This window comes from Paenibacillus sp. FSL M8-0228, from assembly GCF_038007385.1.
Taxonomy (GTDB): domain Bacteria; phylum Bacillota; class Bacilli; order Paenibacillales; family Paenibacillaceae; genus Paenibacillus; species Paenibacillus polymyxa_D.
Window position 1 is genome coordinate 2,761,115 of record NZ_JBBOXA010000001.1, and the last position, 12,732, is coordinate 2,773,846.

General features: G+C 44.0%; 9 protein-coding genes and 1 pseudogene. 7 read left to right on the forward strand and 3 right to left on the reverse strand.

Features of this window, described 5'->3' with window-relative positions:
• Nucleotides 1–95: 95 nt before the first annotated feature.
• Complete coding sequence (locus tag MKY98_RS12535; RefSeq protein WP_069011334.1) at nt 96–983, forward strand: LysR family transcriptional regulator; 888 nt, start codon at nt 96–98, stop codon at nt 981–983.
• A gap of 168 nt (nt 984–1,151) precedes the next feature.
• On the opposite strand, the gene MKY98_RS12540 is transcribed toward MKY98_RS12535, so the two are convergent.
• Nucleotides 1,152–1,994 carry an AraC family transcriptional regulator gene (locus tag MKY98_RS12540; RefSeq protein ID WP_081317565.1) on the reverse strand — a complete coding sequence of 281 codons (843 nt, stop codon included), beginning with the start codon at nt 1,992–1,994 and terminating at the stop codon, nt 1,152–1,154.
• Between the two features lie 149 nt (nt 1,995–2,143).
• Between MKY98_RS12540 and MKY98_RS12545 the strand changes: the two genes are divergently transcribed.
• Both MKY98_RS12545 and MKY98_RS12550 read left to right on the forward strand, forming a co-directional pair.
• Nucleotides 2,144–4,204, forward strand: coding sequence for a beta-galactosidase (locus tag MKY98_RS12545; protein ID WP_069011335.1), 2,061 nt, complete (start codon nt 2,144–2,146; stop codon nt 4,202–4,204).
• Nucleotides 4,205–4,407: 203 nt separating this feature from the next.
• Nucleotides 4,408–4,985, forward strand: a pseudogene (locus MKY98_RS12550) (glycoside hydrolase family 2 TIM barrel-domain containing protein); the annotation flags it as partial.
• Nucleotides 4,986–5,107: 122 nt separating this feature from the next.
• Here MKY98_RS12550 and MKY98_RS12555 read toward each other — a convergent pair.
• Nucleotides 5,108–5,449 carry a winged helix-turn-helix transcriptional regulator gene (locus tag MKY98_RS12555; RefSeq protein WP_029518466.1) on the reverse strand — a complete coding sequence of 114 codons (342 nt, stop codon included), beginning with the start codon at nt 5,447–5,449 and terminating at the stop codon, nt 5,108–5,110.
• A gap of 106 nt (nt 5,450–5,555) precedes the next feature.
• Here MKY98_RS12555 and MKY98_RS12560 point away from each other — a divergent pair, with 106 nt between their 5' ends.
• From MKY98_RS12560 to MKY98_RS12570, 3 genes are all read left to right on the forward strand, one after another.
• Nucleotides 5,556–6,470 (forward strand): arginase family protein, encoded by a 915-nt coding sequence (locus tag MKY98_RS12560; protein WP_069011336.1) that lies wholly within the window; start codon nt 5,556–5,558, stop codon nt 6,468–6,470.
• Between the two features lie 913 nt (nt 6,471–7,383).
• On the forward strand, nt 7,384–9,777 hold the full coding sequence (locus MKY98_RS12565) for a cellulase family glycosylhydrolase (RefSeq protein WP_069011337.1): 2,394 nt from the start codon (nt 7,384–7,386) through the stop codon (nt 9,775–9,777).
• Nucleotides 9,778–10,012: 235 nt separating this feature from the next.
• The gene (locus tag MKY98_RS12570) at nt 10,013–10,117 is read left to right on the forward strand and encodes a DUF6254 family protein (protein WP_023988604.1); all 105 of its coding nucleotides are present in this window, start codon (nt 10,013–10,015) and stop codon (nt 10,115–10,117) included.
• A gap of 459 nt (nt 10,118–10,576) precedes the next feature.
• Here the strand turns inward: MKY98_RS12570 and dapA are convergent, their stop codons facing one another.
• Nucleotides 10,577–11,458 (reverse strand): 4-hydroxy-tetrahydrodipicolinate synthase, encoded by an 882-nt coding sequence (gene dapA / locus MKY98_RS12575; RefSeq protein ID WP_069011338.1) that lies wholly within the window; start codon nt 11,456–11,458, stop codon nt 10,577–10,579.
• 111 nt (nt 11,459–11,569) lie between these two features.
• On the opposite strand from dapA, the gene MKY98_RS12580 reads away from it, so the two are divergent.
• A complete protein-coding gene (locus MKY98_RS12580; RefSeq protein WP_069011343.1) occupies nt 11,570–12,442 on the forward strand; it encodes a LysR family transcriptional regulator in 873 nt (290 codons plus the stop codon).
• Nucleotides 12,443–12,732: the final 290 nt, after the last annotated feature.

Sequence of the window (12,732 nt, forward strand, 5' to 3'; positions counted from 1 at the left end):
AGCGAATTAATGTCATCGTACTTGAAATCGATTATTTATTCCAACGCATTTGATGTTATAATCTCATTGACTTGAGGGAATGAATGGAGGGCATAATGGAACTTCTTCAACTGCAATATTTTCTGACGGTAGCTCGTTTGGAACATGTGACCGAAGCTGCACGAAGTCTGCACGTTACTCAATCGTCGCTGAGCAAAACGATTCAACGCCTGGAGGAAGATCTGGGGGTTCCTCTATTCGATCGAACAGGGAGGAAACTGCGATTGAATGAGTTCGGAAGCAGATTCCTTCATCGAGCAGAGAGGGCTTTATTTGAATTGGAGCAGGGGAAGCAGGAGCTTAGTGATTTATCCAGCCCGGAACATGACACTCTCGAATTGGCGGTGACCACCGCAAGCACATTACCCAATATCCTGCGAGAGTTTCGGAAAAAGCGACCTTATATTCATTTTCATGTGCAAATGCTGACCACACAGGAAATGGTAACGCTTCTTCATAGAGGCGAGGTCGATTTTTGCTTGTCCTCACCTCCAATAGAGGGGGATAACATCGAATGCCAGATCGTGTTTATCGACCCAATCCTTGTAGCTGTTCCAAAGGGGCATCGGCTGGCAGATCGAAGCAGTGTAACATTGACAGATCTAAGGGATGAATGGTTTGTTGGTGTAAAGAGTGGCTACGGTACTCGCGATTTAGTGGACTCAGTATGCAAATCGGAAGGATTTGTACCTAAATATGTGTATGAGGGGGATGAGCCTGCAAGGCTTAGTACGCTTGTGGAAGCTGAAATTGGCATAGCCTTCATACCAAGCACGGCAAGGAATTCACGGGAACATCTTAAATATCTCCAAGTAGAAAATCACGAATTGGTACGGGAGATCGCTTTATTATGGCACAGGAGTCGGTATATTTCGCGGGCTGCTCTGGAATTCCGTGAGGTAGTTGTAGAATATTTCGGAGCGATATCCAAACAGACAATTTAATCCCAAATATAAGCGAAATAAAACATTAACAGAAGCGGTAGCGTAGGACATGTTAACCAAACGTCCTAAGCGACCGCTTATTCTTTTATTCAACTGCAAAATTTGTAATTTCAATTTGTATGCTACCATACACACACGCCCAGCTATTGAAGAAGTTTTTGGATTGTACTAACCCATCCTTCTTAGCTGACGAAACTGCTCCGGTGTGATACCTGTTTGCTCCCGAAACCTCTTGATAAAATAGCTGCTTTGATGAAAGCCAGTTTCCAGTGCAATCTGCTTTACAGTGAGTGCCGTGGATACAAGGAGATGCTTGGCCAACGTTATTCGGCATTGGAGTAAATATTGAGCTGGGGTACTGCCCATGATCTGATGGAAGAGCCGGCTAAAATGAAAGGAGCTATAACCTGACGTCGCAGCCATTGTCTTCAAATCGAGCAAGTTCTGACAATGCATACGAATATATTCCGCCGTATGACGAATCCTCTCGTGGACGGTACCGCCGGGGAAGGTGCCGAAAATTTGGTTGGAATGGTGGACGATCTCCAGAAGAATTTCATAAAGCAGGGAAGAGATCCGTACATCATAGTCGTGACGGTAAGCTTGGGCAAGTTGCAACATTTCTTCCATCAGCGGTTTTAAACGTTCTGGCCGATGGAGCGAGAACAGATACGGTCCGTGCATGCTTCGGCCTTGTAATAGCGAATCTACATCTTGCCCGTCAAAATGAATCCATCGGACATCCCAGGGATCCTCGGGTTTAGTTCGATATTGCTGCGTCGTATGCTTGCCGAAAAGAAAGCCCATGCCAGGGGTAAGCTCGATTTCCTTCCCATCATGCACAATAGCGCCTTTGCCTGCAAAAATGATATGTAAATTGTATTCCTTCAGTAATCCTGCATTCCTTCGCTCCCCATGATTGGGGAAGTTCTTGTAACGCCCTAACGATTCGGGAAACAGCATACCTTTATTTAGAATGGGCGAAGGAAGATAACAATCTATTTTAATCATGTATCCATCTCCTTGACTAAGTTAGCAAAAAAGTAATTCAATTAGCAAAATCGAGTTATTCTAATCCATTTTTTCCTATATTACAATAGATACGATTATCAGAGAATAACATTTTTGTACTATTACTTCTACTGAAGGAGAATTGGAGCATGCCGAAATCCTTATCTTTAGATCGCTTTCATTTGGGAGCTTGTTATTATCCTGAACACTGGGACGAATCGTTGTGGTCGGACGATCTCATAAGAATGAAGGAACTGGGCTTCAGCATCATTCGGATTGGAGAATTTGCTTGGTCGATCTTCGAGCCGGAGGAAGGAAAGTTCGAATTCACGCTGTTTGACCGTTTCTTGGAGCAGGCAGACGCGAACGGGATTCAAGTGATCATGGGCACACCAACAGCTACGCCACCAGCATGGCTTACTTATAAGTATCCCGAGGTGCTGAACGTATCCATGGAGGGGGTCACGTTCCAACATGGTCAGCGTCGGCATTATAACTACAGTAGTCCCATTTATTTAGAGCTTTGCGCACGTATTACAAGAGCGATGGCACAACATTACAAAGATCATCCGGCCATCATTGGGTGGCAAATTGATAATGAGCTGAACTGCGAGATAAACGTCTTCTATGCCGAGGCAGATCATCAGGCTTTCCGGCGCTGGCTAGAGGCAAAATACGGTACATTGGAGCAGCTCAACAAGGCTTGGGGTGCTGTATTCTGGAATCAAACTTATGACAGCTGGAAGCAGGTTCATCTAACTCGTCCAACCGTATCCGGGTCAACAAATCCTCATCAGGCTTTGGACGAGAAACGATTTATATCCGATAACACCATTTCGTTTGCCAAGCTACAAGTGGACATACTTCAGTCAGTGGCGCCTAATCAGTGGGTGACAACCAACGGTGTATTCGGGCATTTGGATAGCCATAGGATGACGGATCAACTACTTGATTTTTTCTCGTACGATTCTTACCCTCAATTCAGTACCATTTATCCAGACCAAGGGGAGAAGCCATTGCTGGATCGCAAGTGGGGGCTTTCTTTAAGTAACGTCAGAGGGATGTCACCAAATTTCTGCGTGATGGAGCAGCAATCCGGTCCGGGAGGATGGGTGAACAGAATGGAGATGCCATCTCCACGCCCGGGGCAGATGCGATTGTGGACCTACCAAAGCATTGCTCACGGGGCAGACATGGTTTTGTATTTCCGCTGGAGAACGGCAACGTTTGGTACGGAAATGTACTGGCATGGAATTAATGATTATCACAATCAGTCGAATCGTCGGGTCGCAGAAGCAGGTCGCGTCGGTAAGGAGCTGCAAAAGGTTGGAGGGCGGATTCTTAGCAAACGCTACGTGGCAGAGGTTGCTCTACTTCGCGATTATGATAACGAGTGGGATGGCGAGTTGGATAAATGGTATGGTCCCTTGACAAAGCAAAGTGAGCTCGGCTGGTACAAGGCACTGCAGTATGGACATATACCTTCGGATATGGTTACAATCCGTCCGGGTAAGGAATCAGAACAGTTGCGGGAACTGGCCAATTACAAGGTGCTGGTATACACGCATCCGGCGATCCTACGAGACAGTACGGCAGCTATGTTACAAAAATATGTAGAGGATGGGGGCATCCTGATCTTCGGTTGCCGCACCGGTTATAAGAACGAGTTCGGTCACTGCCGTATGCAGCCACTCCCAGGCCCTGCAGCCGCAATGAGCGGCGTTCACGTAGAGGAATTTACGATGATAAATGGGACGGCATCACCTGTATTGGTGCGATTTAAGGATCAAGCTCTTGATTTTTGTGCTCCAGGCTTCAACGATATATTGAGTGTTCATGCTGACACGGTAGAAGTACTCGCGGAGTACGCATCAAGCTACTATGAAGGGAAACCGGCCTTGACCGTCAACCGTGTTGGCGAGGGACTAGTTTACTATTGGGGTGCAGCTTTTGACTTACCGATAGCGGTTGAGCTTCTAAGACAGCTGCCAGTGACATCCCCGCTTGCGGGCTGGTGCCAAGCTCCTTCAACGGTAGAAGTCGCTATTCGTGCGGATGCACAAGAAGAGCTGGTATTTCTACTGAATTACAGCGAAGAAACGGCTCAGGTTAAACTGAGTGTTGAGACGGAGGAACTCCTTTCCGGTAGCAGGCTGACTGGTATCGTATCCTTGGAACCGTATGGAGTATGGGTATTAAAGAAAGTTTAAAATGAAGAGAGCATCAGCCGCTGATTTTAATCCAGAGATCAGTGGCTTTTTATTACATAAAGCAAGGGAATAACGTGTTGCTTTTTTGTATAGGGTTCGGCTCAATAATCGCTGTCTTTCCTATGGGTTCTTGAACCAGAGAAATCGAACGTGATCGGTATTTAATACAAAATTAATAATTTAATACAATATTATTGACTCTTTTTTTATATTGGTGTGATGTGAAAGGCATGCTCGTCTGGTCGGAAAAGGCGTCGACCTTTGAGTTCAATGATCAGCGGTTAGCCGCTTTACGAAGGAATGGCTGGAAATCGTACCGCAGCAGTACAATCATCCAAGCATCACAACTTGGGTCCCGTTCAATGAATCGTGGGGCATATCGACCATTGGACATGATGTAAGGCAGCAGCAGTTCACGCAAACCATTTATCATCTGACGAAGACGATTGATCCGTATCGTCCGGTGGTTACCAATGACGGATGGGAGCATAGGGTCTCGGATATTTTTAACTCTTCATGATTATGTGGAAACGGGCGAAGAGTTTTTGGGGCGATATCAGGACAAGGAAAGCACCGTAAACAACAGCATTTCCTTTATTCAGTCGAAGCTTTTATCGAACGTTTCCGTGCAATCACCGGAGCAATTAAAGCGACCCCCTATCTCTCGGGCTATTGCTATACACAGGTGACCGATGTACAGCAGGAAGTCAACGGGTTGTTGACGGAAGACCGAAAACCGAAGGTTCCGCTTGAAGTGATTCGGAAGATAAATCTGGCTTGAAGTGATAATTAAGATAATAGAATTTGCAGAACGGCTGTATGCTGTCTCTTCCGTTGGAGAATAAGGAATACGGCATCTTCAGCATACTTTTCGCATATAGGCTTTTTAGTAGAAAACTGGATTTAACTATTTTGATTTTTTGTTCCCCACTCACATAATCCTTCCAAAACAGGTAATAGCGTTTCTGCTTTATCTGTGAGACTGTACTCGACTTTAGGAGGAATTTGAGGATATTCTTTTCGATTTACCAGACCATCCGCTTCCAATTCTTTTAGTTGTGAACTCAATGTTTTATAAGTAATAGCCCCTATCTGTCTTTTCAGATCATTAAAGCGAACGGTTCGGTTTTCGGCTAGAAGATAAATAATAACCATTTTCCATTTACCACCAATCAATGAAACTGTATAACCAAAAGGTGTATCTTGAATATTTTTAACTTTACCTTTAAATTCAGCCATACTCATGGTAACAATATCCTTTCGGGTAGTACCTATCAAAATAGTGCGTACTACGTTTTTATTTGTGTTCAGTTTATACTAACCTTACTTTTGAAGTAAAGGAGAGAATAACATGACTAAAAAAACAATACGCCTGTTAATGCCACAATGGCAAGGGGGAAACAATCCTAATTACTCTTTTGGAGCCGAACTGCTTGCTTGGCTAGCTCCGGATAATGATCAACCCCTTATTCATGTTCCAGTTCAAGCTTATGATGGAACTCCACTTGAAAACGAAAACGGTATGAATGGGAGAACACAGCTACTTGAACAATTAGAGGCTGCTCAGCATATCATTGATGCTCATAAGCCAGATCGCATTGTAATGTTTGGTGGTGACTGCTTAGTGGAACAAGCTCCATTTGCCTATTTAAACGAACGATATGGTGGGGAATTAGGTTTAATTTGGATCGATGCTCACAGTGATTTAGTTAGATATGTAGGCTATGATAACGGACATACATTACCGCTCGGAAATCTGTTGGGAGAAGGAGATGAGGAATTCGCAAAGCATGTGAAAATCCCTCTAAAACCAGAAAATGTTTTTATCGCAGGATTAGCAACTCCTACAGAGCAAGAAATAGAAGTGATTTCAGAAGCGTTTCAAAGACTAGGTATAGCACCAACAGAACCAGATACAGAAGTGATTCAAAGACTAGGGATTAAAACTGCAGAAGCTCAAGAGTTAACAAACAGTACTGAATCTATAAAAGAGTGGATTAAAGAAAGTGGCATTAAGCATCTGGCTATTCACCTTGATTTAGATGTGCTTGACCCAAAAGCATTTCGTTCTTTATTATTCGCCAACCCTGAAGCACCTTATAATTATTCTCCTGCGGGAACAATGCAAATGCCCCAACTACTTAATCTGATTAGAGAACTATCTGAAGAAACAGATGTAGTTGGCTTAGGTATAACGGAGCATATGCCGTGGGATTCTATTAATTTAAAAAATCTGCTTGGAGAGATACCTATATTAAATAACTAAGTTCATACACGGATTATAAGAGAACAATGATCTGCTTACAGTTTGTCTGGTTCTACTCCGCTTGTACTTTTCGGAAGCTGCACATTAGGCGAATATCCCCTATAATGGATCTTAAAACTAATTACAGAAGCGTCTTATTATGTAAAAGTACGTTGAAATCGGTTACCCAATATATGAAGAAATGCCTGTTTATCCAGGATTGCCAGAAGTGAGGTTAGAGCCTAGAGAGCGTTTGGACAAAGGGGATGACTGGAATGGAGTGTGTTAAGTATAGGCTATTTTGTTCACTATGGCTTGGTTAACATCATCAGCACTGCAAGGAGAGACAACAATATATACGCATAAGAAGTCGCCATTTTGGCGGCTTTTTTGTTTTGGATAAAATTTATAGTAAGCCTTCAAAGGTGCCTATAATCTTTATAATGATGGTTTGACACTGAATTAGTGGGAAATGTGGGAAGGCGGTTCACTTGCTTCATTTGCTGAATAATTGATCATTAGCTCATAGTCTCTTTAAAAAACGTTTCTTTTAGGGAGTTACAATAACAGCTATTAAATAATTTGCATGATTCAGGCGCATTGTTATGAGTTTTTCAAATAGATTTTAAAACTTTTTATTAATCAAGGAATAGTGCTGGAGGACAAAAATATATATGCTTTAGGTCGCTTTGATGAATTTTATCTCTGGAGGACGATATAGAAAATCAATCGAAGCGAAATAAGTGATGTAACTCTAAATGAAAGCGGTTAAAGGAGGAGCCTTTATTAAGCCTTTGGGATGAAGATTTGAATAGAAAACTATGAAGGGAGGGTCGACCTAGAAAAGACAATTTAGGTAAATTAGTGAACTTCAAGATGAATAATACAGGACTAATCAAGCAGTTGTTTATTTATATGAATTGGAGGTTTTGAGATGAAAAAAACCATAACATGTTTGATTTTGTTTGGTCTGCTTATTAGTCTGTTGCCGATCAAAAATGTGAGCGCTTCCGAAAGCCTTGTTCTCACCAAATCGGCAACTGCAAGCTCCGTCGAAGATTCGAGTAAGGCGGCTGATTTTGCGATTGACGGGAATTCGCTAACTAGATGGTCTTCACAATATTCAGATCCACAGTGGATAAGTGTAGATCTCGGCAATACTACCGAAATCAATGGGGTTACGCTTAACTGGGAAGCGGCTTATGCGAAGTCCTTCCAAGTTCAAACATCAACGGATAATGATCATTGGGCTACCGTCTATTCCACTACGACTGGAGAGGGAGGAATTGAGAAGATATCTTTCGAAGCAACAAACGCAAGGTATGTAAGAATGAACGGCATCGAAAGGGCTACTGGCTACGGATATTCCCTCTGGGAATTCGAGGTGCATTCAGCCGACGAACCGGGGGATAACACACCTCCAACAGCGCCCTCCGGCCTGACTAGTTCCTCTATATCTGATACGACGGTAAGCTTAGAGTGGACGGAATCTACAGACAATGTAGGGGTTGCCGAATACGACATCTACAACGGATCAAACCTCATAGGCTCCAGTGCGTCTACGTCCTTTATCGTTACCGGCTTAACAGCTAACATGGCGTACAGCTTTTATGTGAAAGCCAGAGATGCTGCTGGGAACGCGTCGGCTGCAAGCAATGTGATTGATGTGAACACTAGCGCATCCGACACAAGTATTGTTTCAGGTGAAATTTATAAACTAACAGCACAACATAGCAGAAAAAACCTAGAGGTAGCAGGAAACTCCACTGCCGATGGAGCCAAGGTGCAGCAGTGGACGGACAGCGGCAGACCCCAGCAGAAATGGAAAGTGATCGACGTTGGCGATGGATACTATAAACTGATTGTGCAATCCAGCGGTAAAGCATTAACAGTAGCTGGAGGTTCTCTCGAAGATGGTGCTAATGTGCAGCAATGGACAGACAACGACTTATCTAATCAAAAGTGGAAGATTATTAGCGTCGGCGGCGGATATTATAAGTTGCTCGTTAAATCTAGCGGTAAAGCGCTGGATGTAATCGGGGGTTATACTAATGATGGGGCAAATGTACAGCAATGGGTGGATAACGGAAATGATCAGCAGAAATGGAAGTTTACGCTTGTCGAATCCACCGCTGATACGACAGCACCAACGGCACCAGCGAACCTGAAAAGCTTTTCCAAAACAAACACTTCGGTAAGTCTTATATGGGATGCTTCAACAGACGATGTAGGGGTTACCAGCTACGATGTGTATAATGGAACAACATTAGTCGATTCAACCGACACGACAAGTTATACGGTGACAGGACTTACCGCCAATACAACGTATAGCTTCACAGTAAAAGCCAGGGATACGGCAGGGAATGTTTCAACAACAAGCAATATCACAAATGTGACGACAAATGCTACCTCTGAGAATACAGGCTTTTATATTAACGGAACAACGCTGTACGATGCCAACGGAAATCCGTTCGTAATGAGAGGAATCAATCACGCTTATACATGGTATAAGGGTCAAGAGTCAGCAGCGATCCCTGCCATTGCGAGAACGGGAGCGAACACCATCAGAATCGTACTGTCGGATGGTCAGCAATGGACAAAAAACAATCTGTCTGAGTTACAGAATTTAATCACTTTGTCAGAGCAAAACAAATTGGTTGTTGTCCTTGAAGTACATGATGGTACAGGGTCTGATAGCGCTACTGTATTGAATAATATTGCGAATTACTGGATTGAAATGAAAGGTGCACTCATTGGAAAAGAAAGCACCGTTATCCTCAATATTGCGAACGAATGGTATGGAACATGGGATGGCGGAGGCTGGGCGCAAGGCTATAAGTCTGTTATACCCAAGCTTAGAAATGCCGGCATCAAAAACACAATCATGGTTGACGGAGCAGGATGGGGACAGTATCCGCAATCTATTTTTGACTACGGAACAGAAGTCTTTAATGCAGATCCGCTTAAAAATACGATGTTCTCTATTCATATGTATGAATATGCCGGTGGAAATGCTGCTACAGTAAAAAGCAACATGGATAATGTACTGAATAAAAACCTGGCTCTTGTGATTGGCGAATTCGGCATCAAGCATACGAGCGGTGATGTTGATGAGGCTACCATTATGAGTTACGCTGAGCAAAAGGGGGTAGGTTATCTAGCATGGTCTTGGAAAGGAAACAGCGCGGGTCTCGATTATTTGGATATGGCTACTGACTGGGAAGGAACAAGTTTTACGGAACAAGGTCGTATTATTATTGAAGGTCCCAATGGTATTAGGGCGACATCGAAATTAAGCACAGTTTATAGTGGTTCAGCCGACAAATAGCCTTCTACTGCTCCTTCCAATCTTGCGGGCGCAGTTATATGTACTAAATCCTCTTATCGGCCGATTCCACATGCAGCTACATTTCTCGCTTCCAAGAAGGCTAGTTGGCTTATCCAGATTACACCCTGAGTTATTCCAAAAATCCAGCGAATTTAGTTTTATGAATGAACAGAGCTGAGAAATGACAACTTAAGAAAGTAGTATACATCACAATTTCCAAAGGAGGATATCTGTTATGGCTCACCAGAAGAAAAGGAAAGAAGCAGCCTGGAAGTCACGAAAGCAAGAACAGCATCCCCATGGTAAAGTCAAATCGCTCAAGGAGTTGTCCAGCGAATAGGATTGAGGAGTATACTGCGTAAAAGAGAAGAGCTGTCGATGAAATTCATCGGCAGCTTCTTTTTGCAATGATTTCGCGTACACAAAGAATTCCCTTAATGCTGCAACTGGATTTACTAGCAACCATCCAGCTATTGCTTGTGAGCTTTTCAGATTGAGGGACTTGCAAAAAATGTATCTTGATGACAGACAGTTAGGGTTGGGTGGGGATCAAGCAACGCAATGATCTTTCGGACATTTTAAGCTCGATAGAAGACACGTCTTCAAACATCAAATTGCTATGTGCTACATTCATCTTCACCAATTTTAGACCAGTAACTTATAGCGTTCTAGTATAGAAGGTATCTTCTTAAATTCGTTTTTCAGAAGGGCGCCAGTTCCGGCTAAAAATTGAAGCATCTCCTGACTAGGAGATGCTTCTTCTACGTTATGATTGGGTAGTCTGAGATAAGCTGATTTATCAGGATACGATTGAATTCAGGAGACCTTGCTTCACCTGATCCGACAGTGGCATAAGTGGCAGGCGCAATTGCTCGGCGGCAATAATTTCTTGCTGGGTAAGCCACCACTTGATCGCGGCCGGGGCTGGCTCTGCAAATACATGCTGGATCAGCGGTTCCAGTAGCTTAAAACTGTCTCGCGACCCGTTCATGTCGCCAGCTGCAAAACGTTGGTACGTATCCACATACTTCTGGATATTGAGATGAGCGGATGCAAGCATACCGCCGGCAGCTCCCTGACATAGCATGGCATGGAAATAGGCATCCTCTCCGCAGAGGACAGGCTTGGTCTCGTACTGGGTCAATTTTAAGAGCAGATCAAGACCGCCCGTGCTGTCCTTGAGCCCAATTACGCCATCCAGGTCCAGCACCTTGCGTATGGTATCTATTGTCATGCGACTGCCCGTGCGAACCGGAATCTCATATACAAGCACAGGCAGGCCTACACGAGATACGACACGGAAATGCTCCAAGATCCCTTCCTGCGTCGGTCGGTTGTAATACGGAGTGACCACCATGGCTGCATCCGCTCCTAATTCAGCCGCCATTTCCGTCCGATGCACCGTTGAATAGGTATCGTTCGTTCCAGTGCCAATGACGATCGGAATGGTTTTGTTCATGCTCTTCAGAACATCCTGCGTCACCTGTACCATTTGCTTTACTTCATCCCAGGATACGGTTGGCGACTCTCCTGTCGTACCGTTAACAACCAGACCCTGAATGTCATGGCCTGCAAGATAGGTAACATACTTCCGGTACGAATCGATGTCCAACTTATAGTCACGCGTAAAAGGTGTAATCAGCGGTATGAAAATCCCATGAATATGTTGTTCGTTCATCATCACCAGTTATCCCTTCCCGTTGAATTAAATCTAATGTAACATAGGAGACAGCATCGGAGTTATCTATAATAAGCGATGATTCTAATCAAAATTTTCGATGGGGTGGCCAGAATGGATTTCATTTATCTTCAGACATTTCGGGAAGTTGCTATTCGTGAAAGCTTTACGAGAGCAGCAGAAGTGCTCGGTTACGCACAATCCAGCGTCACGACCCAGATTCAGAAGCTGGAGAAAACGTATCAAGTCAAATTGTTCGAACGCTACAGCAACAACAAGATTCGTCTTACCTCTGCCGGGGAAGAACTGTTCAAGCTTGCTGGACAAATGCTGGAGCTTTTCGAGCAATCGAAAGAAAAATTGGCCAAGCAGGGCGGCGGCTCTATGACGATCGGTACTATGGATTCCATCGCTTCGTATTTTCTGCCGCCGTTTATGCAGGCAACTCGCAAAGAATACCCTGATCTAAACATACGATTGCATACGGATCGCGAAGAGATGATTTTGCACCAGGTCAGGGAAGGGGAGGCCGATGTTGGACTGATCCTCGCGGACGATTCAAGCAATCCGGCCTTGCAGTGGATTACGATTCGAGAAGAACCGCTTGTGCTGATTGTCCATCCGAACCATCCGCTTATCGCTAAAGAGCGAATAGGCCTGGATGATCTGGTGGATGCGGAGTGGATTATGCCCGAGCATACGTGCAACTACAGACAACTGCTGGAGAGAGTGCTTCGAGCAAATGGAATCACCTATCGCGTAAGCCTAGAGCTGGGTAATCCGGAAGCGATCAAACGGAGCATCAAGACTGGAGAGGGTATATCCATTCTACCTCTAATGGCTGCGCTGGAGGAGATTGAACGGGAAGAGCTGAAGGTGTTACCCTTTGAGCATGCCGAGCTCAAGCTGGAAATTCAGCTTGTTCTTCATCCCAAGAAGTGGGTGTCCAACGCATTGAGCTTTTTTATGGAGAGCATGAGAATGTAGATTTTCCTCCACATCAAAAATTAATATACAGTACGAGCGCTTCCTAGTGGAAACCAGAAGCGCTCACAGTTTATTCAAATCATCCACGTATTTTTTTGAAAAATAAGCAATCAAAATGTGCATTAATTAATTTAAAAAGCGGGATCACTATGAAGAATAGCGTATGGCTCCGATGACTACGTGGTCAGGCAATGCCGGTTTTACGATATAGACGAAGAAGTGGCTTACTACAACAAACGAGTAAATGACGTAATCTTACTTTGAAGTTTTGAAATCATGCTTAGAGTTGA

What these genes read in the sequence shown, in the direction of transcription:
- MKY98_RS12565 (WP_069011337.1), top strand. Translation starts at nt 7,384, where the DNA reads ATGAAAAAAACCATAACATGTTTGATTTTGTTTGGTCTGCTTATTAGT.
- MKY98_RS12540 (WP_081317565.1), bottom strand. Translation starts at nt 1,994, where the DNA reads ATGATTAAAATAGATTGTTATCTTCCTTCGCCCATTCTAAATAAAGGT.
- MKY98_RS12545 (WP_069011335.1), top strand. Translation starts at nt 2,144, where the DNA reads ATGCCGAAATCCTTATCTTTAGATCGCTTTCATTTGGGAGCTTGTTAT.
- MKY98_RS12580 (WP_069011343.1), top strand. Translation starts at nt 11,570, where the DNA reads ATGGATTTCATTTATCTTCAGACATTTCGGGAAGTTGCTATTCGTGAA.
- MKY98_RS12535 (WP_069011334.1), top strand. Translation starts at nt 96, where the DNA reads ATGGAACTTCTTCAACTGCAATATTTTCTGACGGTAGCTCGTTTGGAA.
- MKY98_RS12560 (WP_069011336.1), top strand. Translation starts at nt 5,556, where the DNA reads ATGACTAAAAAAACAATACGCCTGTTAATGCCACAATGGCAAGGGGGA.
- MKY98_RS12570 (WP_023988604.1), top strand. Translation starts at nt 10,013, where the DNA reads ATGGCTCACCAGAAGAAAAGGAAAGAAGCAGCCTGGAAGTCACGAAAG.
- dapA (WP_069011338.1), bottom strand. Translation starts at nt 11,458, where the DNA reads ATGATGAACGAACAACATATTCATGGGATTTTCATACCGCTGATTACA.
- MKY98_RS12555 (WP_029518466.1), bottom strand. Translation starts at nt 5,449, where the DNA reads ATGAGTATGGCTGAATTTAAAGGTAAAGTTAAAAATATTCAAGATACA.